19 protein-coding genes are annotated in these 22,556 nt (G+C 66.5%); 8 read left to right on the plus strand and 11 right to left on the minus strand.

The features are described 5' to 3' along the window. Positions 1–21 precede the first annotated feature (21 nt). The 7 genes from ACOCG7_RS06275 to ACOCG7_RS06305 form a co-directional block, all read right to left on the minus strand. Entirely contained in the window at positions 22–978 is a 957-nt protein-coding gene (locus ACOCG7_RS06275; RefSeq protein ID WP_083085624.1) for a glycosyltransferase family 4 protein, read from the minus strand. Further along, positions 968–2,107, minus strand: coding sequence for a glycosyltransferase family 9 protein (locus ACOCG7_RS06280; protein WP_421377253.1), 1,140 nt, complete (start codon positions 2,105–2,107; stop codon positions 968–970). The genes ACOCG7_RS06275 and ACOCG7_RS06280 overlap by 11 nt, the downstream gene beginning before the upstream one ends. Continuing rightward, entirely contained in the window at positions 2,104–3,180 is a 1,077-nt protein-coding gene (locus ACOCG7_RS06285; protein WP_421377255.1) for a glycosyltransferase family 2 protein, read from the minus strand. Before ACOCG7_RS06285 ends, ACOCG7_RS06280 begins: the two co-directional genes overlap by 4 nt. Next, positions 3,177–4,922, minus strand: coding sequence for a carbamoyltransferase (locus ACOCG7_RS06290; RefSeq protein ID WP_421377256.1), 1,746 nt, complete (start codon positions 4,920–4,922; stop codon positions 3,177–3,179). The genes ACOCG7_RS06285 and ACOCG7_RS06290 overlap by 4 nt, the downstream gene beginning before the upstream one ends. A 24-nt stretch (positions 4,923–4,946) precedes the next feature. After that, positions 4,947–6,182, minus strand: coding sequence for a glycosyltransferase family 9 protein (locus tag ACOCG7_RS06295; RefSeq protein WP_421377572.1), 1,236 nt, complete (start codon positions 6,180–6,182; stop codon positions 4,947–4,949). A 38-nt stretch (positions 6,183–6,220) separates the two neighbouring features. Continuing rightward, a complete protein-coding gene (locus tag ACOCG7_RS06300) occupies positions 6,221–6,823 on the minus strand; it encodes a D-glycero-alpha-D-manno-heptose-1,7-bisphosphate 7-phosphatase (protein ID WP_421377258.1) in 603 nt (200 codons plus the stop codon). Positions 6,824–6,909: 86 nt separating this feature from the next. After that, a complete protein-coding gene (locus ACOCG7_RS06305; protein WP_421377260.1) occupies positions 6,910–8,205 on the minus strand; it encodes a glycosyltransferase family 4 protein in 1,296 nt (431 codons plus the stop codon). Positions 8,206–8,740: 535 nt separating this feature from the next. Between ACOCG7_RS06305 and ACOCG7_RS06310 the strand changes: the two genes are divergently transcribed. After that, entirely contained in the window at positions 8,741–11,422 is a 2,682-nt protein-coding gene (locus tag ACOCG7_RS06310) for an ATP-binding cassette domain-containing protein (protein WP_421377262.1), read from the plus strand. 42 nt (positions 11,423–11,464) lie between these two features. On the opposite strand, the gene ACOCG7_RS06315 is transcribed toward ACOCG7_RS06310, so the two are convergent. Both ACOCG7_RS06315 and ACOCG7_RS06320 read right to left on the minus strand, forming a co-directional pair. Next, positions 11,465–12,460, minus strand: a complete 996-nt coding sequence (locus tag ACOCG7_RS06315) for a glycosyltransferase family 2 protein (protein WP_421377264.1) — start codon at positions 12,458–12,460, stop codon at positions 11,465–11,467. A 60-nt stretch (positions 12,461–12,520) separates the two neighbouring features. Next, on the minus strand, positions 12,521–13,222 hold the full coding sequence (locus ACOCG7_RS06320; RefSeq protein WP_421377266.1) for a PIG-L deacetylase family protein: 702 nt from the start codon (positions 13,220–13,222) through the stop codon (positions 12,521–12,523). Positions 13,223–13,492: 270 nt separating this feature from the next. Between ACOCG7_RS06320 and ACOCG7_RS06325 the strand changes: the two genes are divergently transcribed. Continuing rightward, positions 13,493–13,813 (plus strand): hypothetical protein, encoded by a 321-nt coding sequence (locus ACOCG7_RS06325; protein WP_083085645.1) that lies wholly within the window; start codon positions 13,493–13,495, stop codon positions 13,811–13,813. 163 nt (positions 13,814–13,976) lie between these two features. Here the strand turns inward: ACOCG7_RS06325 and ACOCG7_RS06330 are convergent, their stop codons facing one another. Continuing rightward, positions 13,977–14,888 carry a LysR family transcriptional regulator gene (locus tag ACOCG7_RS06330; RefSeq protein ID WP_073431137.1) on the minus strand — a complete coding sequence of 304 codons (912 nt, stop codon included), beginning with the start codon at positions 14,886–14,888 and terminating at the stop codon, positions 13,977–13,979. A gap of 126 nt (positions 14,889–15,014) precedes the next feature. Between ACOCG7_RS06330 and ACOCG7_RS06335 the strand changes: the two genes are divergently transcribed. Both ACOCG7_RS06335 and ACOCG7_RS06340 read left to right on the plus strand, forming a co-directional pair. After that, a complete protein-coding gene (locus ACOCG7_RS06335) occupies positions 15,015–16,109 on the plus strand; it encodes a tartrate dehydrogenase (protein WP_310120322.1) in 1,095 nt (364 codons plus the stop codon). A 130-nt stretch (positions 16,110–16,239) separates the two neighbouring features. Next, positions 16,240–17,535, plus strand: coding sequence for an MFS transporter (locus tag ACOCG7_RS06340; protein WP_421377269.1), 1,296 nt, complete (start codon positions 16,240–16,242; stop codon positions 17,533–17,535). Between the two features lie 48 nt (positions 17,536–17,583). On the opposite strand, the gene ACOCG7_RS06345 is transcribed toward ACOCG7_RS06340, so the two are convergent. Beyond that, the gene (locus tag ACOCG7_RS06345) at positions 17,584–17,910 is read right to left on the minus strand and encodes a hypothetical protein (RefSeq protein WP_421377574.1); all 327 of its coding nucleotides are present in this window, start codon (positions 17,908–17,910) and stop codon (positions 17,584–17,586) included. 485 nt (positions 17,911–18,395) lie between these two features. Here ACOCG7_RS06345 and ACOCG7_RS06350 point away from each other — a divergent pair, with 485 nt between their 5' ends. The 4 genes from ACOCG7_RS06350 (at position 18,396) to ACOCG7_RS06365 (ending at position 22,515) form a co-directional block, all read left to right on the plus strand. Continuing rightward, positions 18,396–19,577 carry a quaternary amine ABC transporter ATP-binding protein gene (locus ACOCG7_RS06350; protein ID WP_073431133.1) on the plus strand — a complete coding sequence of 394 codons (1,182 nt, stop codon included), beginning with the start codon at positions 18,396–18,398 and terminating at the stop codon, positions 19,575–19,577. Continuing rightward, positions 19,570–20,472, plus strand: coding sequence for a choline ABC transporter permease subunit (gene choW, locus ACOCG7_RS06355; RefSeq protein WP_421377271.1), 903 nt, complete (start codon positions 19,570–19,572; stop codon positions 20,470–20,472). The genes ACOCG7_RS06350 and choW overlap by 8 nt, the downstream gene beginning before the upstream one ends. A gap of 7 nt (positions 20,473–20,479) precedes the next feature. Further along, entirely contained in the window at positions 20,480–21,481 is a 1,002-nt protein-coding gene (locus ACOCG7_RS06360) for a GlxA family transcriptional regulator (RefSeq protein ID WP_421377273.1), read from the plus strand. A 98-nt stretch (positions 21,482–21,579) separates the two neighbouring features. Beyond that, positions 21,580–22,515, plus strand: coding sequence for a choline ABC transporter substrate-binding protein (locus ACOCG7_RS06365; protein WP_073431130.1), 936 nt, complete (start codon positions 21,580–21,582; stop codon positions 22,513–22,515). Positions 22,516–22,556 lie beyond the last annotated feature (41 nt).

A 22,556-nucleotide genomic window follows, 5' to 3' on the forward strand; every position in this document is an offset into this window, starting at 1 on the left:
CGGTTTCGCGGGCCGGCCGGCTCAGGCGGTGACTTGCAGCAGCGCGTCGTGCCAGTCCTGCGCGAAGCGGTCGATGTGAAAGCGCTCCAGCGCCGTGCGCCGTGCGCCTTCGCCGAGACGCCGCGCTTCGTCGGGATCGCGCAGCAGGTCGTTCATTGCGTCGACGAGCGCATCCACGTCGGTATGCACGAAGCCGTTTTCGCCGTTGCGGATCACGGTCGCGAGTTCGGTGGTGGCGAGGCCGACGATCGGCATGCCGATCGTCATCGCCTCCACGATCGCGAGGCCGAGACTGGTCCAGCGAATCGGATTGAAGAAGAAGCGATAGCGCGCGCTGAACCCGGCGAGATCGAGATTGCCGACTTCGCCGAGCCCGCCCAGCCGCTCGGCGTCCATGCCGACCAGATCGAGCGGCACGCGCGTGCGCACCTCGCTGAACACGTCCGCGCCGAGCCGGCGTCCGCGCTGCGCCAGATGGTTCACCACCACGATGCCGCGCCCCAGTTCGCCGGTGTAGCGCACGCGCTCGGGCACCACCACGCCATGCTCGATGACGCGGGTCGGCGTCACGCCGCAATCCCACATCAGGCGGTTGAAATGCGTGACGTGCACCAGCAGCGTGTCGGGATCGTCGACCCAATGCCATTGCTGAAACGGATTGTCCTGCGGCGGATCGTGCTCGACATACACGCGCGGCAAGCGCCGTTGCGCTTCGCTCAGCACATGCTCGCGGTCGTGTTCCCAATGCGTCTTGTGCTGATACAGGATGACGTCGAATTCCTGGTTGCGCACGTCCTCCGCGTCGACCTCGTGAACGTTGTCGCCCCACGGCAGCACGCCGACCTTCCCCGCATAACCGGGCGGATGGCCGGGCCGCGTGACGAGATAAAAATCGTGCGGCGCCTGGGTGAGGTAGTACAGATAGTTGCCGTGCACGTGCCAGGTCAGCACCCGCAGGCGGCGGCAGTCACGCAGCATGATGCGGCTCCTGAAAACCGAGGTTGCCGGATGACGCGTGCAGCGCGTACGGCTGCGCCGGGCGCGCGTCGCCAACTCGCGCAAGCTGCGCGCGCGCCGTCTCCACCACGCGTTCGACGCCGATGTTCAACGCGCACGGATGGCCATACGGACAGTCGCGGAACATGCACGGCCGGCACGCCGGATAGTCGGCCAGCACGCGATGCCGTTCGTGGTCGAGCGGCGCCCAGCGCCGCGTGTCGCTGCCCGAGGCGATCACGACCGAGGCGGTGTCCATCGCCGCCGCGATATGCGACATGCCGGTGTCGTTGCACACCACCAGCCGCGCGTGGTCGACCAGCGCGGCGAGTCCGCCCAGCGAGGTCGCGCCGCCCAGGTGCAGCGCGGGCGCGGTCATCGCGCCGAGCGCCGCGCCGGTGACCGGCGCTTCCGCCGCGGTGCCGGTGATCGCGATCTGCCAGCCATCGGCGGCGAGGTGGTCCGCGACCTGCGCGAAGCGCTCGGCGGGCCAGCGGCGCGACGGCAACTGCGCGCCCGGATGAATCAGCACCAGCCGATGCGCTTCGATGCCATGCCCGGCGACGAGCGACGCGTATTCGGCCGCGTCCTGCTCGGTTAGCGGAAACGACAGACGCGGCGCGATGACCGGCGCGCCGAGCGCGCTCATCAACGCGAGATAGCGCTCGGACTCGGGCAGGTGCTCGGGCCAGGCAATGAAGCCGCCGTGCCGGTGCGGCTCGTCCGCCTGCACGAAGCCCGCATAGGCGCGGGCGCCGAATTCGAACAGCAGATCGTTCGCCACGCCGCCGCTGCCGTGCAGTTGAATGGCGAGATCGAAGTAGCGGGCGCGCATCGCTTCGTAAAACGCGGGCAGGCCCGCATCCGTTTCCGGCTGCTCGGGAAAACCTGTCGCGCCGGGAAACACCACGAGTTCATTGACCAGATCGGTATAGCGATCGACGAACGCCTGCGCCCACGGCAGGCCGATCAGCGTGATATGCGCGTGCGGCGCGGCGAGCCGCAACGCGCGCAGCGCGGGCACCGCGCACAGCATGTCGCCGAGTTGCAGCGCGCGAAAAATGGCGATGCGGCGCGGCGCGAGCGCCGCGAGAAACGTGGGTGGAGTCATAGAAAGAACACCTTGAAACGGACAGCGCCGTAGAGCCGCCAGAAGATCGAGAGAAACGGAATCGGGATCGAGGTCCACGCCATTTCGGCGACGTGACGCCAGCCGAGATCGCGCCCGCGCAAACGGCGCACGCAGAAGTAGCCGGTCAACGCGATCCATACGATGAGGCCGGTGGAGGCGGCGGCAGCGTCGCCCGCCAGGCCGCCGATCAGCGCGAGCAACGCCGCGCCGAGAATCGCGTAGTAGAGCAGCGGCGGCGTCGCACGAATCCGCGTCCTGAAGAGTGCAGGGTGCTTCTTGAACAGCAGCGCGTCGAACTGGCTCTTCTTCTGCTGCGCGAGGCTCACGCCCCAACGCGCGGGCCGCACGGGGTGCACGACCACCGCATCGTCGGCGCGCACGATCTTGCCGCCCGCATGCAGCAGCCTGAATTGCAGATCGGAATCCTCGCGCCACGCCGACGTGAAGCGTTCGTCGAAGCCGCCCGTCATCGTAAGGAAGCTGCGCACGACGAACGCGTTCGCGGTGGCGAACTCGGCGCGCTCCAGGCCGCTCGCGTCGGCTTCGTAATCGGTCGGCAAGGCGGGCAGCGGCACGACGATGCGGCCCGCGGCGGCGGCCGCGCCGTGCGCGAGCGCCGCGACGCCGTTGGCGAGCCATTGCCGGTTGGGCAGCGTGTCGTCGTCGGTGAAGGCGATCATCGGCGAACGGGCCACGCGCCAGCCGGCATTGCGCGCGCCCGCCGGTCCCTGGGTGCGCGTGACCGGCACATAGCGCAGCACGGGGCCGCGTGCCGCCTGGGCGTCGCGAAACCGTTCGACGCAGGCGCGCGTGGCGTCGTCGGGACCGTCGTCGCACACGATGATCTCGTAGCGCTCCGGCGCGAAGTCCTGGGCGATGAGCGCGTGCAGGCAGGCGGCGAGCATCGCCGGGCGCCGGTAGGTCGGCACGACCACCGAGACGTCCAGATGCGCAAGCAGCGCGCCGGGATAGCCGGCCGCGATCGGCTCCGCCGCGTGCTCCGGCATGTCGATCGAACCCAGCTCGATCGGTCCGCCCGCGGATGAACTCATGCGCCGGCTCCCGCTTTGCGCACGAGGAACGGGCCGATCACCAACGCGTCGAGCGGCGAGGTCCAGAACGATTCGACCGCGTCGCGCGGCGAATTCACCATCGGCTCGCCGCGCGTGTTGAACGACGTGTTCACCAGAATCGGCACGCCGGTGCGCTGCCTGAATGCGTCCAGCAGATCGTAATAGAGCGGATGCTGCGCGCGGTTCACGGTCTGCACGCGCGCCGTGCCGTCCACGTGACGCACGGCCGGAATGCGCGCGGCCTTGTCGGCGCGCACGTCGAAAATGAACAGCATGAAGGGCGCGACCTGGCCGTCGACGAACCACTCGCTCGCGTGCTCTTCCATCACGACCGGCGCGACCGGGCGGAAGTCCTCGCGGTCCTTGATCTCGTTGAGCTTCGCCTGCATGCGCGGATCGATCGGCGAGGCGAGAATCGAGCGCGCGCCGAGCGCGCGCGGCCCGAATTCCGTGCGCCCCTGATACCAGCCGATCACCTGGCCTTCGGCAAGCAGCTCGGCGGTTTCCCCGGCGATGTCGATGAGCTGGCGATAGGGGACTTTGGACCAGCGCAGGAATTGCTCGATTTCCTCGTCGCTGTACTCGGGGCCGAGATAGGCGTGATCCATTTGCCAGCGGCGCGTGCGGTCGCCGAGCTTGCCGCGTTCCTGATAGTCGATCCACAGCGCCGCGCCGAGCGCGGTGCCCGCGTCGCCCGCGGCGGGTTGCACCCACACCGTGTCGAACGGGCCCGCGTCGCGCAGTTTCGAATTCATCACGCAGTTCAGCGCGACGCCGCCCGCCATCGTCAGCTTGCTCAAGCCGGTCTGTTCATGCAGCCAGTTGCCGAGTTGCAGCACCGTTTCTTCCAGCACGCGTTGCAGCGAATTGGCGATGTCGAAGTGACGCTGTTCGAGCGGGCCGCCACGTTCGCGCGGCGGGCCGAACCGTTCGACGAGGCGCGGCGCGTCCACCGTGTAGCTGCCGTCGCTGCGATAGCGGACGATCTCGCGGAACACGTCGACGTAGGCCGGCTTGCCGTATGACGCGAGCGCCATCACCTTGTACTCGTCGGATGAATGCAGGAAGCCGAGCCAATCCGTCACCGCCTCATAAAGCAAGCCGAGCGAATGCGGCAATTCCACCTGCTTGAGCCGCGTATAGTCGCCGCCGACGAATTGCCCCATGCTGGTCGTCACGCCTTCGCCGCGTCCGTCCATCGTGAGCACGGCGGTGTCGTCGAACGGCGCGGCGAGAAACGCGCTCGCCTCGTGCGCGAGGTGATGCTCGACGAAGTGCCACGTAAAGCCCTTGTCGCGGTCCACGCCCTGAAAACGCTTGCGCAGATGATGCGGCGCGCCGTCGAGCAATTGCCCCTTCGCATTGGCGATGTAGCTGAGAAAGAGCGGGTCCCACGGCGACGCGGACGGGTCCGTCAAGCGCGTGTTGGCCGGATCGAACGGCAGTTCGATGGTGGCGCCGGGGCGCCTGGGCATGCCGCCGAACAAGGCGGGATCGTATGAATAGGCGACGTGATCGACCTCGGCCAGCGTGATGCCGGCGGCTTTCAGGCAGTAGTCGATCGCGTCGAAGGGCAGTTGCCACGTCGAGAACGGCACGGGACGCTTGGCATGCTTGACGTGCGTGAAGCGCTCGTCTTCGGCGGCGGCGAGCACGACGCCGTCGCGCATCAGGGCCGCGGCGCTGTCATGGTAGACGGCATTGATTCCGAGTGTGTACATGAGCGTTCGCCATGAAGTGGGGTTTCAGGGGGCCACCGGTATGCCGGTGAATGGAGGCGGCGAGTCGGCGCGCGGGGCGTCGTCGGGCTCGTGCGCGGCCTGGGTGGCCGTTTCAGCCGCGCCGTCGACCGGTTGCCGATGCGCCTGCGCATGCAAATCCAGTGCCGCTCGCACGACCTCGCCGGGCGCCACGCCGAGCAGACACGCGTGATGCTGCTGCGGACACACGCTGCGATAGCACCAGCGGCATTCGACGTCGCGAAACAGCACGCGATTCGGCGTTTGCCACGGCGTGTGCTGCGGATTGGTCAGCGCGTACAGATCGACCACCGGCGTCGCGAGCGCGGACGCGAGATGCACCGGACCGCTGTTATTGGAAATCAGCACGCTCGCGCGTTCGATCAACGCGGCGAGTTCGCCCAGCTTCAACGCGCCGCTCAAGTCGTGCAGTTGCTTGCGCACGCGCGGACCGGCCGCCTCGATCACGGCTTCGACCAGCGGCCGCTCGCTGGAACCGCCGGTAATCAGCACGGGTGCGCGGGTTTCGCGCACGAGGCGCGCGGCCACCTTGCCGAAGCGTTCGGGCGGATAGCGCCGCGACGCGGCGGTCGCGCCGGGGTGCAGCACGATATAAGCGGCGTCGCCATCGACCCCGCGCGCCGCCAGTTGCGCTCGCAACGTCGCGCGGTCGTTCGCGTGGACGCTGAAGCGCATGCGCGTGTCCGCCGAGTGCGCACCGACCTGGCGCACCAGATCGAGCTGCCGTTCGACTTCATGGCGCGTGCGCTGCTGCGGCTCGGGTTCGCGCAACCAGTCGGTGAGCAGCGAGTAGGGGTTTTCGCGGCAATGCGCGAGACGGCGCGGAATGCCGGCGAGATAGCACAGCATCGCGGCGGGCAGCGGACTCTGGCTATACACCGTGAAGATCACGGCCGCGTCGAAGCCGCCGCGCCGCAAGCGCTCCTGCATCTGTTGATCGTCGGCGAGCGTGCGGGCGTTCGTATGCGGATTCGCGACCCAGGGCGCGTCGTATTCGATGACGTCGTCCACATCGTCGAGGAACGGCGCGAGCGCGACCCCGCTCTTCGAGCCGAGCAGCGTGAGATGACGGCCGGGCGCGCTCTCGCGCAACGCATGCAGCGCCGGCGTGGTCATCAGCACGTCGCCGAGATTGTCGAGCCGCACGCACAGAATGCGCTTGACGTCGTCGCCCCAGCGCGTGACCGCTGACGTGTCCGGCACGCGGGCATGCGCCAGCATCGGCTGAACTAAAAGAAGCGGGGCGTTCGGCGCGTTCATTACACGGCTTCCTCGCCGGCCGGCGCGGCATGCGCCGCCGCGCCGCTGTCGCGCACGACGATTCCCGCCGCCTCGTACAGATCGACGGCGCGCGCGGTGGGCACGCGGCGCGGTCCTTCGAGCCATTCGGTTTCGTGACCGTTATCGAGCAGAATCGTGCGGCAGCCCGCGCGGTTGCCCGCTTCGACGTCGTCGAGAATGTCGCCGATGAACCAGCTTCGCGCGAGATCGAGCCGGTGCTCGCGCGCCGCGCGCAGCAGCATGCCGGGCGCGGGCTTGCGGCAATCGCAGAGCGTCGCGTACGGCGCCACGCTGCCGCGCGGATGATGCGGGCACCAATAGGCGCCGGCCAGCGTGGCGCCGCATTCGGCGAACATGCGGCGCAGTTGCGCTTCGACCTCGTTCAACGCGGCACGCTCGAACTTGCCGAGCGCGACGCCCGACTGATTGCTGACCACGATCAGTTGGAACGGATGACCGGCCAGCAGCGCCAGCGCCTCGCGCGCGCCGGGCGCGAAACGCATCGACTGCGGGTCGATGTTGTACGGCACGTCGTCGAGCAACGTGCCGTCCTTGTCCAGGAAAACGGCGGTATCCAGCATGATGTGTCGCCTGCCCATAACGGATGCGAGTGGCCAGGCGCCGCAGTGCGCGGCGCGGCCTGGCGGATCGAAACGGCAACTGCCGGCTAGCGGAACGACGCGCCGGCCGCGGCGCGCAGCGGCACCTCCTCGCGCTCCTCGCGCGTGCGGGCGGGCGCGAGCCGCGCCGCGCGCCGATAGATTTGCGCAAGCGACTCGCCCACGCCGTGCCACGTGAATTCCGCGCGCGCCCGCGCGAGGCCCGCTTCGCCCATGTGGCGCGCGAGCGCCGGATCGCGCCGCAATTGCTCCAGACGCGCGGCGAGCGCCGCCGGATCGCGCGGCGGCACGAGGAAACCGGTCACGCCGTCGGCCACCGAATAGCGGATGCCGCCGACATCCGCGCCGATCACCGGCGTGCCGCAGGCCATCGCCTCGACCGGCGTGATGCCGAACGGCTCGTACCAGGGCGTCGTCACGAACACGTCGGCGGCGCTATAGAAGTAGCGCAGTTGCGCGCGCCCGCGCCGACCGATGAAGGTGGTTTGCCCGGCCACGCCGCATTGCCCGGCGATGCCGCGCAGCCGCGCGATCTCGGGTGTGGCGAGCTCGTTGGGCGCGTCCGAGTTGCCGCCCACCACGTACAGTTGCGCGTGCGCGCCGAAGCTTTGCTTGAGCATGCCGACGCCGCGCACCACGTTGTCGATGCCTTTGCGCTGCACGAGCCGCCCCAGTTGCAGCACCGTAAATTCATCTTGCCGCCAGCCGAGCGTCTTGCGGGCCGTGGCGCGGTCGACCGGCTGGAACTCGTCGGCGTCGAAGCCGCACGGCACGATTTCGATGCGGGCGGGATCGGCCCGGTAGTGCTCGATCAGGTCGGCTTCGTCTTGCGGGCATTCGGCCACCACCACGTCGGATCGCGCGACGAGGTCGTCCTCGATGGTGAAGCGTTCGTCGGGAAAGCCGTCGTCCGCGCCTTGATGAAGGCGGCGCACGCGGCCGAGCGCGTGAAACGTCGTGACGAGCGGGATGCCGAGCGCGGCTTTTACCTTCAGCGCGGCGAGGCCCGACATGAAGAAGTTCGCATGCATCACGTCGTACGGTTGGCGCTCGCGCCGGAAGAACTCGATCAGAAACGCGGCGAATTCGCCCATGAAGGGCAGCAGTTGTTCCTTCGGCAACTGCTTCGGCGGCCCGGCCGGAACGTGAATCACGCGAATGCCGTCCATGTCGGAGACGAGCGGCAGCAACGCGCGGTCGCGCCGCGTGAACACGTCCACTTGATGGCCCATCCCGCTCAGTTGGCGCGCGACGTTCGCGACGTAAATGTTTTGTCCTCCGCTATCGACGCCACCGGCGACCGCGAGAGGGGAGGCGTGTTCACTGATGAGGGCGACTTTCATTGACGTTCCTTCGCATGATGGGCGTTTTCAAAGCGTTGGCGTGAGCGCCGTCGCGAGTGCGGGTGGGCGGGGCGCAGAGGCTACGCATGTACTTCGGCCTGAGCATCCGATGTGCCCGTTCGTTTCCACGCCGGGCCGCAACGCTTGCCGGCGCATGCACTGCACCTATGACACTGTAGCGTTCCCTGTTTGCATCGGGACCAACGCTGTGGCGTTCCCTGTTTCTACAAGCGGTATGTAATTTCGCGTGCGTTGCGTGCGTCGCGTCATGCAAGGAGGAAAATTTTGGCGTGAATCTCGAACCTCGCGATGAACCGAATTACGCTATACGTAGGCCGTTTTTCGCTGTTCGGCGGGCGCGGCGCTTGCTGCGCGCTTGCTTGCTGCTTGACTGCCGCTCGTTACTCGCCAGGCTCGCACGCAAGGTTTTGCACAAGCGTCGAACGCGCCGCGCAAATGTTCCGGGCTCGCGCATCGCGGATGAGCCGCGCACAATATCTCTGACTGCCGCCGATCAATCCTCACCAGGGACACCATGCCGAATTCCGCCACGCTGCCCCGCTCCGATCTGACGCGCCGGATCGTCGCCGACCTCGCGCGCGCGGTTTGGCGCTACCGCAACCAGACCGTCGCGGCCGTCGTGCTGATGGTGACGGCGAAACTCGCCATCGTGCTGATGCCGCTCGCGCTCAAGCGGGTGGTCGACGACCTCGGGCATCCGGCGGCGCAGGCGCTGTTTCCGGTGTTCCTCGTGCTGGCCTATGCGCTGCTGCGTTTTCTCGGCGACGCGCTCAACGAAGCCCGCGACGTGGTGTTCAGCATCGTCACGCAGCGCACGGTCGCGGCGTTCACCGAGCACACCTTCGCGCATCTGCACCGCATGAGCGCGCGTTTTCATACGAAGCGCGAAACCGGCGCGATCGTCCGCGACGTGCAGAAAGGCGCGGACGGCATCGGTTTTCTGCTCGGCGTCGCGCTGTTTACGATCGTGCCGACCGCCTTCGAGATCAGCGCGATCGTGGCGATCATGGTGAGCAGCTATGCGCGCGAATTCACGCTGGTGATCTTCGCGACCTTCGTGTGTTATGCGGCCTATACGTTCGTGTTCACGCGGCGGCGGGTGGCTTACCAGCGCGCGGTGAACGTGCTCGAGGCGCAGTCGGACGGAAGGCTGGTGGACAGCCTGCTCAACTACGACACGGTCAAGTATTTCGCCACCGAGGACACCGAGACCCGGCGGCTGAACGCCGTGCTGGAAAAGTGGGTGCATGCGCGAACCGCCAATCAGCGCGCGCTGACCGCGCTGCACGTGGGACAAAGCGCGGTGATCGCGCTCGGCATCGCGGCGATCATGCTGCTCGCCGCGCAGCATGTGATGGTGCGGCAAATGAGCGTGGGCGACCTGATTCTGGTGAACGCCTACATCATTCAGATCTGCATGCCGCTCAACACGCTCGGCTTCGTGTTTCGCGAGACCAACGACGCGATGGTCAACGTCGAGCGCATGTTCGCGATTCTCGGCACGCAGGGGCGCGTGGGCGAGGACATCGATGAAGCCGCGGCGCAACCGCTCAAGGTGAGCGCCGGGCAAATCTCGTTCGAGCACGTGGATTTCGGCTACGACCCGGCGCGGCAAATTCTGCACGACGTGGATTTTCACGCGTATCCGGGCAAGACCCTGGCGGTGGTGGGCGGCAGCGGCTCGGGCAAGTCGACCCTCGTCAAGCTGCTGTTCCGTCTGTATCAGCCGAACCACGGCGCGATCCGCATCGACGGTCAGGACATCGGCCAGGTCACGCAGAAGAGCTTGCGCGAGGCGATCGGCATCGTGCCGCAGGACACAGTGCTGTTCAACGAGACCATCGCCTACAACATCGCCTATGGACGCCCTGGGGCGACCCGCGCCGACGTGGTGCGCGCCGCGCGCGCGGCGCAACTGAACGAGTTCATCGAACGTCTGCCGGATCACTACGACACGCGCGTCGGCGAGCGTGGCGTGCGGCTCTCGGGCGGCGAGCGGCAACGCATCGCGATCGCGCGGGCCATTCTGAAGGACCCGCGCATCATCGTGTTCGACGAGGCGACCTCGGCGCTCGATACGCGTTCGGAGCGCGCGATCCAGACCGAGTTGACGCGGCTCGCGCAAGGCCGCACGTCGATCGTGATCGCGCACCGCCTCTCCACCGTGGCGGACGCCGACTGGATTCTGGTGATGGAGCATGGGCGCGTGGTGGAGCAGGGCACGCATCGCGAACTGCTGGCGCGCGAGGGCGTGTATTCGAAGATGTGGTCGCTGCAATGGCAGCAAGGCGAACTGGAGCACGCGCAACGCAAGCTCACCGCGCGATCGGTGAGTCTCGCCGCGTTGACGGCCGGCGTGATCGACGCATTGCACGACGAGCTTGCGGCTCATCGGGTCACGCTGTATCCGGTGCTCACCGACACCGATTTGCGCGTGACCGGCGACCCGAGCGTGTTGCAGCCGCTGATCGCCGAACTGTGCCGCGACGAAATCGTCCAGGCCAAGCCGGGGCAGCGCATCGAACTGCGGGTGGAGCGCCACGACAACTACGCATGGGTGAGCGTGCTCGGCATGGGCGACAAACCCGCGGAGTTGTCGCAGGCCGCCGCGCGGCACATGGAAGAAACCCTGGCCGCGGCGGGCGGCGGCTTCACGTTGACGCCGCTGGGCGGGCGGCTCGCCTATGTCGCCATGTTGCCGCTGCGTCCGGTGGCCGATTCCGACGCGCCCGCGCCCGCTACCCAAGGGCCCGATGTTGTCGACCGCGCCATGCCGCTCGACGGTCTCTTCGTGATGGCGATCGACGATCAGGAAGACGCGCGCGACGCGCTCGAAGCGGTGCTGAGCGCGAGCGGCGCGCGCGTCAGGCTGGCGGCATCCGGCGACGAGGCGCTGGCGTGGCTCGCGAACACGCCGACGCAGCAATGGCCGCATGCGCTGGTGTGCGATATCGTGCTCGCCGATGAAGACGGCTACGACGTGCTGCGCCGCTTGCGGCGTCTGGAAGCCGAGCGGGAATTGCCGCTGGAGGAACGCTTGCCGGCGATTGCGCTGACAGGCTACGCGCAGACCGAGGACCGCATTCGCGCGAAAACGGCGGGCTTCCAGGCGCATCTGACGAAGCCCGTCGCGGCGGACCAGTTGATCGCCGATATCCGGCATTTGGCGATGGCGTCGGCGCGCGCGGCTGTATGAAGCGTGAGCTTGCCGGCCGCGCTTCGGATACACGGCTCGCCATTAGCCGCCGCGCTTCGCGCCAACCCCCGCGCCCGGGCCGGTAGTTACGCCCGCACCCACGCCCACGCCCGTACCCACCCCCACCCCCACCCCCGTGCCGGTATTCGACGCCAGCGCCGCGCGCTCGCCCAGCCGTACCCGCTCCCGCAGACCCAGCACATGGGGCGGCACGACTTCACGGCGCGGCAACGCCCACGCGAGCCCGCGCAGCAGCGCCACGCCGTCGCGCAGCAGCGTGCCTTCCCGAGCCCACACGCCGAAAGCGCGCAGCGTCTCGCGGCACGCCTCCTGCCACGGCAGACGCAGCCACGCGATCCACGCCGCGTTGCGCGCCAGCGTGCGCCGCCGCAAGCCGCTATTGCGAGCCGGCGACGGATGATGATGCACGGTCAACTGATCGCAATAGACGATCGCATGACCGGAGGCGAGCACATCCAGCGCGACGAGTTCTTCCTCGCCGCCGATGAAAAGACGCGGCTCGTAGCCGCCTATCTCGCGAAACAGCGCGGTGCGAAATACACAGGCGCCCGCCATGTAGCCGATCAATGCCGGGCCCGGCAGGCCGTCGCCGCCGAGCGGGCTTGCGCGCATCACCGCGCAGATCGGGTCGGGGGCTCGCGCTTCGCCCACCACCACGCGCGCGCTCAGCACGCCGACGTTCGGCCACGCGTCGAGCAATTGCACCGCGCGTTCGAGCGAGCCCGGCTCCCACCAGGTGTCGTCGTCGCAGAAGGCGACATAGTCGGTGCCGACGCACTCGGCCGCGCGATTGCGGCCGGCCGCGCCGAGATTCGCGCCGCATTCGATCACGCGGACGGTTGGAAACAACGTTCTGACGAGTGAAACCGTGTGGTCGCCGGACGCGTTGTCCGCGACGAAAATGTTGGGACGTTCGGGGAGGGCTAGCAGTCGTTCGAGGGTGGCGATCAGTTCGTCCGCGCGATTGTGCGTGAGGACGACCACGGAGATGCGCGAGGCAAGCGGCTTCTGTTCCATGCGGTTCGATGTTCTTCTGATGGTCGATGCGTGCTGTCGAGCAAACGATGTGCCCATGCGCTATGCGTTTTTGCGGCGGACCTGCCAGTAGCGCTCCTGCGCAAAAAGGCTGGCGCGTGCGTTCGGACCGAAAGCGCGCAACTGGCTGCGGTACGCGCCGATTGCTTCACGCTTCAGTTCCATGTGCTCGCGTTCGGCTCGCCTATCGGCGGGCGCTTGCAGTTCCTCGGCGGGGGTGACCGTGTAGCCGAGCGAGGATAGTTCGGCGACGCGTGCCTGAACCGCGCCTTCGATGCACCGGTAGGGGATGTCTTCATAGACATAAAAGGCGAGACCCGGCGTGTCGATCAGCAATGCGAGGCAGGCTCGTGCCGTAAGCATGTGATCGGCGTGAAACAGGCCGAGCGGTGCCATGAGCATGTCCGCTTCCGACTCGGTCAGCGTCTGTCGCAGCGCGCTCACGAGCGCATCGTGAGAAGGCGACGCCAGATACTGCGCGTCGCAAAAGGGCAGGCGCAGCGGTGTGGCTTGCAGTATCGCGAGTGCGCGCGTGTCTTCCTCAGTGCGCGCTTTTATTGCCTCGAAGGCGTCGGCGAAACCGGCTCGGCGGTCCCAGTCCGTCGTCATGTTTTTCTCGGGCGGCGCGGCGAAGACGGTGCAGACCCGCGCCCCCGGCCGCGCGGCGAGCAGTTCGCCGCAACTGAGAACGGCGTCGTCGAAGTGCGGCGAGATGACCAGCGGGTGTCGATGCGATTCGCTCATGGCTAAACGTGCGGGATCGTCGAAAGATCATGGATGTATTGCCGGGCAGCAATATGCGGACCTCGCTTCTTCCGGGGGAATCGGAGATCGGCAATCGGCGATCGCCGCCATGCTGTATGGATACCCAGTGTGCCCAGGCCTCACTCGCGCGCGTTTGCCTGTAAGCTTTAATCGACGAGTCCGTGCTGCCTATCGCGCGACTCGTCGTCATGAACGACATCGCAGACAGGCTTCAACGTCATTGCCAACTTTCCAGAGGGGATATCAGTCATGAAGTCATTCGCCGTCAAACAGATCATGCTCGGGCTCGCGGTCACCGCCCTGGTGGCCGGCGGCATGCCGCTCGCGGTCGCGCAGGATGCCGCGAGCGCGCCCGCGGCCGAGGCCGCCCAGCCCGGCGTGGCGAGCAGCGCGAAGCCGACCAAGGCCGAGCGTAAAGCGGCGCGCAAGCAGGCGCGCGCGAAGAAGAATGCCGAGTTGAAGAAGCTCGAGGACGCGGGCTATCAGCCGTCCAGGAACGACCCGAACTATCCGAACGATCTGCAGAAAGCGCAGAAGAAGGCGGGCATCGGAACGGGCGCGAGCCAGTAACCGTGCGACAGCCGCGTAGTGCCGACCGGGCTCGCGCGGCTGTTTTCAATTAACGAAGCAGACTGTCTGGACAACACGGACAGCGTCCCGTGAATTTCCGCCAATGAGCGATCGCGGCGTTAGCTCGTTGCGCTGCCGCTCGACGCATGTGAGCCGCGCGGATTCACCGTCCGCCGAGCGTCTCGACCAGCATGTCGACGAACGCCTTCACTCGCGCCGTCATCTGCAACTGCTGCGGATACACCGCATAAATGTCCGCGCCCGGCGTTCGATAGTCGGGCAGCACGTGAACGAGCCGGCCATCGGCGAGATACTCCGCGATGTCCCACTCGGCGCGCATCAGAATGCCGTGGCCATCCAGCGCCCACTTCACCGCGATCTCGCCGTCATTGGTGGTGAGGTTGCCGCGCACCCTCACGGTCTCAGTCTTTTGCGTCGCGCCGCGTCCGCTCGTCAGACGCCATAGCCCGTAGCCGTCGTCGCCCTGACGAATGCCGATGCAGTTGTGTTGCGATAACTCAGCGGGGCCGCGCGGCGCGCGCCGCTTCGCGAGATAGGCGGGCGACGCGCACAGCAGGCGCCGGTTCGGCGCGACCCGGCGGGCGATCACGCGCGCATCCGGCGGTTCGCCGAAGCGCACGCACACGTCGAAGGCGTCGTCGCTGAGCGGCGGCGGGTCGACGGAAAGCTGCAACTGCACGTCCACTTCGGGAAAGCGCCGCACGAACCGCGAGATCAGCGGGGCCACGTGGCTGCGGCCGAAACCGAGCGTCGCATTCACGCGCAACAGACCTTTCGGCGCGGCTTGCGAGCCGCCGAGCAACTGCGCGAGGTCGTCCATTTCGCTCAGGATGCGCCGCGCGCGCGTCAGATAAAGCTCGCCTTCGGGCGTGAGGCTCATGCGCCGGGTCGTGCGGTTGACGAGCGAAACGCCCGCGCGCGATTCCATCTGCGCGAGATGCTTGCTCACGGCCGCCGTGCTCAGGCCGAGTTCACGCGCGGCGGCGGTCAGGCTGCCGCTTGCGGCCAGCGTGGAGAAGAAGGCGAGGTCGTCGGGTTGTATCGATGAGGTCATTGGATCAGCGCAAACTGCGGACGTATCGTTAACTTCAGGTTAAGGATGCTTTGAGTCTAGCAACGTTTCCGCGAGCCGTGCGCGTCTTACGATGCGAGCCATACCTTCAACATCAAGGAGACGCCAGTGAAGACCTACCGCATCGCAACCATCCCCGGCGACGGCATCGGCAAGGAAGTCGTGCCCGCCGGTCAACGGGTTCTCGAAGCCATCGCCGCGCGCCACGACGCCTTCCGCTTCGAATTCGAGAACTTCGAGTGGGGCGGCGACTACTACCGCGAGCATGGCGTGATGATGCCGGCCGACGGACTGGACGCGATCCGCGACAAGGACGCGATTCTGTTCGGCTCGGCGGGCGACCCGCATATTCCCGATCACGTGACCTTGTGGGGCTTGCGCCTGAAGATCTGCCAGGGCTTCGATCAGTATGCGAACGTGCGGCCCACGCGCATCCTGCCCGGCATCGACGCGCCGTTGAAACGCTGCGCGCCGAAGGATCTCGACTGGGTGATCGTGCGCGAGAACTCGGAAGGCGAGTATTCCGGCGTAGGCGGGCGCGCGCATCAGGGGCATCCGCTCGAAGTCGCCACCGACGTTTCGATGATGACGCGCGCCGGTGTCGAACGCATTCTGCGTTTCGCGTTCCGGCTCGCGCAGTCGCGCCCGCGCAAGCTGCTGACGGTGATCACGAAGAGCAATGCGCAGCGTCACGCCATGGTGATGTGGGACGAGATCGCGTTGCAGGTCTCGAAGGAGTTTCCCGACGTGCGCTGGGACAAGGAACTCGTCGACGCCGCGACCGCGCGCATGGTCAACCGGCCGGCGACGCTCGATACGATCGTCGCCACCAATCTTCACGCGGACATTCTCAGCGACCTGGCTGCGGCGCTGGCCGGCAGCCTCGGCATCGCGCCGACGGCGAATCTCGATCCCGAGCGCCGCTATCCGTCGATGTTCGAGCCGATTCACGGCTCCGCGTTCGACATCATGGGCAAGGGTCTCGCCAATCCGGTCGGCACCTTCTGGTCGGTGGTGATGATGCTCGATCATCTCGGCGAGACGCACGCCGCGCGCCAGTTGATGGACGCGATCGAACGCATCACGGCGAACCCCGCGCTGCATACCGGCGACCTCGGCGGCAGCGCCACCACCGCGCAGGTGACCGATGCGGTCTGCGACCTCCTCGCGGCGACTCTCGCGGCGGAATCGGCCGCGATCTGAGTTATTCGCCGATCTGAGTTATTCGTTATTCGCGCTCGCTCGGCCTTCGAGCGAGCGACGCATTCATCACATAAGAACATAACGCCCGGACGCGCGCGTCACGGGCGAATTCGACACAGCGGAGACAGGCATGTCCAATGAATTGCAAGCCCGTGTGGTGCGCAAGCTGACGTGGCGCATTTTGCCCTTCGTCATCCTGCTTTACTTCGTGAGCTTTCTCGATCGCGTGAATGTGGGTTTCGCGGCGCTCACGATGAACAAGGATCTCGGCCTCTCGCCGACGATGTTCGGGCTCGGCGGCGGCATCTTCTTTCTCGGCTACTTTCTGTGCGAGGTGCCGTCGAATCTCATCCTGAACAAAGTCGGCGCGCGCGTCTGGATCGCGCGCGTGATGGTGACGTGGGGGCTCGTGTCGGCGGCTTCGGCGTTCGTCGTCGGGCCGAATTCGTTCTACGTGTTGCGCTTTTTGCTGGGCGTGGCCGAAGCCGGTTTCTTTCCGGGCATCATCCTCTATCTCAGCCAGTGGTTTCCCGCGCGCCAGCGCGCGGTGGCCGCCGCCGCGTTCATGGCGGCCGCGCCGTTGTCGACCGCGATCGGCTCGCCCATTTCCGGCGCGATCATGCAGATGCCCGCGTTGTTCGGCTTGAAGGACTGGCAATGGCTCTTCATCATCGAGGCGATTCCGGCGGTGGTGCTCGGCTTCGTGGTGCTCAAGGCGCTCACGGATTCACCCGAAAAAGCGACGTGGCTCGCCGCCGACGAGAAAACCTGGCTCGTCACGACCTTGCGCGAGGAGCGCATGGGACGCGAGTCGCAGGCAGGACATGCGTCGGGCGCGCTCGCGGCATTGCGCGACCCGCGCGTGTGGGTCATGGCGATGATCTACTTCGGCACGTCCGCGGGGCTCTACACGCTCGGCTTATGGGCGCCGCTGATCATTCGCCAGTTCGGTTTCAGCGCGCTCGGCACCGGCGCGTTGAACGCGATTCCGAGCGTGCTCGCGGTGATCGGCATGGTGATGTGGGCGCGTCATTCGGACCGCAGCGGCGAGCGCACCTGGCACGTCGTGATTCCCTGCGTGGTGGCGGGCGCGGGGCTCGCGTGGGCCGGCGTCGCGGATAGCGTCGTGGCGGTGGTGGCGGCGCTGATCGCGGTGAACGTGGGCATCAGCGCGGCCAAGGCGCCGCTGTGGGCGATGCCGAGCACCTTTCTGTCGGGCGCGGGCGCGGCGGCCGGCATCGCCATGATCAACTCGATCGGCAATCTCGGCGGCTTCGTCGGCCCGTTCGCGATCGGCTGGCTGAAAAGCGTGACCGGAGGATACGCCGCCGGGCTTTACGTGGTGGCGGCGAGTCTCGCGGTGTCGGCTTTCCTCGCCCTGGCTATCGGACGACGCGGCTATCGGACGGCGGCCGCGCCGCAATGATCGGCGCGGCTGTCATGCGAAACAGGTGACAGCCCGCCTCAGCCTGTCTTAATCGTCACCCCAGCCGTGGCGCTCGCGCCATTCGCGCTCGTGTTCCTCGTGGCGGCGCCAACGCCGCTCACGCCGCTCCTGATGCTCGCGCCATTCGCGCGCACGCCAGTCGTCATCATAGCCGTAGCCATAGCCGACGACCGGCGCGGGCGCATACACCACCGGCGGCGGCTCGACATACGCCGGCTGCGCGGGGACGAAAACCGGCCCCGGAATGCCGATGCCGATGCCGACATCCACATGTGCGGACGCCATCGGCGACGCCAGCGCGAAAGCCACCCCTACCGCCGTGCCGACCATCACTGAAAATAAATTCTTGCGCATTGTTTGTTTTCGCCGCATGGATGAAGCGATGACAGTGGAGATGGAACGCAGTGTAGGCAGTGCCGCGATTTGCAGGTGCAAGGGGGATGCGAGATCGGTAACACCGCGTAACGGCGTGCGGGCTTAAGGTTCTCGTAATGATTTCCGTGCATGGCGACCGGCCCGCTTGCCGGTTTACCCTGGCATGCGGTTTCGCGGGAGCGCCGCCGACGCCCGGCAAACGCACCCGGTCAAACCCTCGAAGCGCGGTTTTTTTTCATCCCGGCGGCCTACACTTGCTCTCGCGCGACATGCCGGGCCGAGCCCGTCGATAGCCGTCAAACCCTTGCCCCGCAAGGCTTACGCCTTTGGTCGGCGGGGCGCGCGCGGCGGGGGTGTCGTATTTCCTCATGTGGTTGTCGCAAATAGTCGGCTAGCCGTACTTTTTTCTGGCAACTATGTATGCACAGCGCGGACGGACGTCCGCCACGCAAGGAGAACATTCAATGAATTCCCCGAAGGTCGTGGTCGAAGGGCTGTGCAAGGTGTTCGGCACCAACCCGAAGCAGGCGATCGGCATGCTGGCAGGCGGTGCGACGAAAGAGGAAGTGTTCGCGCGCACCGGTCAGATCGTCGGTGTCCACAATGTGTCGTTCGAAGTCAAGGAAGGCGAGATCTTCGTGCTGATGGGCCTGTCGGGCTCCGGCAAATCGACGCTGATTCGCCTGATCAATCGGCTGGTGGAGCCCACTGCCGGCAAGGTGCTGATCGACGGTCGCGACGTGGCCAGCGTGCCGCGCTCGGAATTGACGGCGCTGCGCCGCAAGGACATGAGCATGGTGTTTCAGTCCTTCGCGCTGATGCCGCAGCGCACCGTGCTGTCCAACGCGGCGTTCGGCCTGGAAGTGGCGGGCATCGGCCGCAAGGAACGCGAGAAGCGCGCGATGACGGTGCTCGAACAGGTCGGCCTCGCGCCGTTCGCCGCGAAGCTGCCGGCGCAGCTCTCGGGCGGCATGCAGCAGCGCGTGGGTCTCGCGCGGGCGCTGGCGGTCAACCCCTCGCTGATGATCATGGACGAGGCGTTCTCCGCGCTCGATCCGCTCAAGCGCAAGGAAATGCAGAACGTGCTGCTCGATCTGCAGCGCGAGCAGCAGCGCACCATTCTGTTCGTCTCGCACGATCTGGAAGAGGCCATGCGCATCGGCACGCGCATCGCGATCATGGAAGGCGGCAAGGTGGTGCAGGTCGGCACGCCGCAGCAAATCATCACGAACCCCGCCGACGATTACGTGCGGGCGTTCTTCGAAGGCATCGACACGAGCCGCTATCTGACCGCCGGCGATCTGATGCAAACCGACGCCGTGCCGCTAATGCATTCGCACGCGACGCAGATCGACGCGTCGAGCGTGGCCGCGACGCTCAACGGCAGCGGCGACTACGCGTTCGTGCTCGACGGCGAGCGCAAGATTCGCGGCTTCGTGTGCCGCGATGCGATGGGCAGCGCGTCGCCGCAGCTCAACCCCATCGAGTGCATCCGCCGCACCACGCCGCTCGACGACGTCGTCGAACGGGTGGTGGCGAGCCGCGCGCCGCTGCCGGTCGTCGAAGCCGACGGCTCCTACTGCGGTTCCGTCAACAAGACGAACGTGCTGAACGTTCTCACGCGCCATCGGAGTTCCCATGTCTGAAGTCATTCCACTCGGCGCCTGGGTCGACCACGGCGTTCACTATCTGCTCGACCACGACGCAAAAACCTTCGACGCGATCGGCAAGGCGATCGAGAGCTTCGCCGCGTTGATCGAGCACGGCTTGCAAGCCGTCCCCATGTGGGCGCTGATGGCGTTCTTCGTCGGCATCGGTTTGTGGCGGGTGGGCTGGCGCTTCGCACTCTTCACGCTGCTCGCGATGCTGCTGATCTACGCCACCGGCTTCTGGGATCAGATGGTGATCACGCTCGGGCTTACGCTGTCGTCGACCTTGATCAGCCTGTTGCTCGGCGTGCCGCTCGGCATCTGGACCGCGAAGAGCCGCTACGTCGAGATGACGGTGCGCCCGGTGCTCGATCTGATGCAGACCATGCCCGCGTTCGTCTACCTGATTCCGGCCGCGATGCTGTTCGGTCTGGGCCGCGTGCCGGGCATTCTCTCGACGGTGATCTTCGCGATGCCGCCGGCGGTGCGTCTCACGTCGCTCGGCATCAAGCACGTGAACCGCGAAATCGTGGAAGCGGGGCAGGCTTTCGGCTGCACGCCCTGGCAATTGCTCTACAAGGTGCAGTTTCCGAACGCGCTGCCCTCGATCATGACCGGCGTGAACCAGACCATCATGATGGCGCTCTCGATGGTGATCATCGCGTCGATGGTGGGCGCGGGCGGTCTCGGCAACGACGTGCTGGCGAGTATTCAGCGGCTCGACATCGGACTCGGCTTCGAAAGCGGCCTCTCGGTGGTGATGCTGGCGATCATTCTCGACCGCATCACGGAAAGCTTCGGCCGTTCGCCGGGCATGACGCGCGCGCCGCTGCTCTCCGGCTTGCGCAGCCTGATGAAGGTGCGCCGCGCGCCCGCGGCGCAGCACGGCTGAGCCGCCGATGAAGCGCGACGCGATTGCCGCCCCTGTAGAGACGCCGGCCGACTCGCCGTTGTCGAAACTCGCGCACTTCGGCTTCCTGACGCTGCCGAATTTTTCGATGATCGCGTTCACGAGCGCGGTCGAAGTGCTGCGCATGGCCAACTACGTGGGCCGCGCGCAGCGCTACACGTGGTCGGTGATCACGCCGGACGGCGAACCGGCGCGGGCCAGCAACGGCATCACGGTGAAGCCCACCACCACGCTGGCCGAGGCCGGCATGCCGGACGTGCTGATCGTCTGCGCCGGCTGGCACGTGCGCGATTACGTGGACGAGACGGTGATCGCGCTGCTGCGCGACGTGGCCGCGCAGGGCATTCCGCTCGGCGGCATCTGCACCGGGCCGTATGCGCTGCTCGCGGCGGGGCTGCTCGACGGTTATCGCTGCACCGTGCATTGGGAGGACATGTCGCCGTTGCACAAGAGCTACCCGCACGTGCGTTTCGCCGACGAACTGTTCGTGATCGACCGTGACCGGATGACCTGCACCGGCGGCACCGCGCCGCTCGATCTGCTGCTGAACCTGGTCGGCATGCGCCTCGGGCATTCGATCGCCGCGCAGGTGTCCGAGCAGTTCATCGTCGAGCGGATTCGCGGCTCGACCGATTATCAGCACATTCCGGTCGACGCGCGGGTCGGTTTCTCGCGCGCGGAACTGATCGAAGTGGTGCGGCTCATGGAAGCGAATATCGAGGAGCCGCTCTCGCTCGACGAACTCGCGCGGCTCGTGCATCTGTCGCAACGGCATTTGCAGCGCATGTTCAAGATGTTCCTGAGCGCGTCGCCCACGCACTATTACCTGACGCTGCGTTTGCGGCGCGCGCGTGAACTGCTGCGCAACACGGATGCGTCGATCGCGCGCGTGACCGCCGTGTGCGGGTTCCATTCGCCGTGTCATTTCAGCAAGGCGTATCGCGCGCAGTTCGGTCATGCGCCGAGCGTCGAGCGGCGTTTGTCCGCCTGAGCGCCTGAGCGCCTGAGCGCCCGAACTTCTGAGGCAGGCAACGCAATACCACCCACGCAAGCAAACCAGTCGAGTATCAACCACCCTGAGGGAACGCCATGAAACATGTATGGGCCGCGTCGCTGTGCGCGCTGTCGATGTCGTCTGTCTTTGCCGCGGACCCCGCTAGTTGCCGCGCCGTGCGATTCGCCGACGTCGGCTGGACCGATATCGCGGCGACCACCGGCCTCGCCTCGACGGTGCTCGAAGGGCTCGGCTACAAGCCGACCAAGACGATCGCCTCGGTGCCGATCACGTTCGCCGGCGTGAAGAGCAAGCAGATCGACGTGTTCCTTGGCTACTGGTCGCCGACCATGGACCCGATGATCGATCCGTTCAAGAAGGCCGGCCAGCTCAGCGTCCTGCCCACGCCGAACCTGACCGGCGCGAAATACACGCTGGCCGTGCCGGACTACGCGTATCAGGCGGGCATCAAGACCTTCGCCGACATCGCGAAGAACTACGACAAGCTCGACGGCAAGATCTACGGCATCGAGCCGGGCAACGACGGCAATGCGCTGATCAAGAAGATGATCGACAGCAATCAGTACGGGCTCGGCAAGTTCAAGCTGGTGGAGTCGAGCGAGGCGGGCATGCTGGTCGAGGTGAACCGCTCGATTCGCGACAAGAAGCCGATCGTATTTCTCGGCTGGGAACCGCATCCGATGAACGTGCAGATGAAGATCGATTATCTGTCCGGCGGCGACGACGTGTTCGGCCCGAACTACGGCGAAGCGAAGGTATTGACGGTCACGCCGAGCGATTACGCGACGCGCTGCCCGAACGTCGCGAAGCTGGTGGCGAACCTGCACTTCACGACCGATATCGAGAACCACGTGATGCTGCCGATCATGAACAAGACCGATCCGAACAAGGCCGCACGCGAGTGGCTGAAGGCGAATCCGTCCGTGCTCGATCAATGGCTCGCGGGGGTGAAGACGTTCGACGGCAAGGACGGCCTGCCGGCGGTGAAGGCGTTCGTGGCGGGGAAGTGATGCCGGGCTAGCCGCGGCATGCGCGGCTGTCGCTTCTTGTG

Source organism: Paraburkholderia sp. DD10, from assembly GCF_049177125.1.
GTDB lineage: Bacteria > Pseudomonadota > Gammaproteobacteria > Burkholderiales > Burkholderiaceae > Paraburkholderia > Paraburkholderia terricola.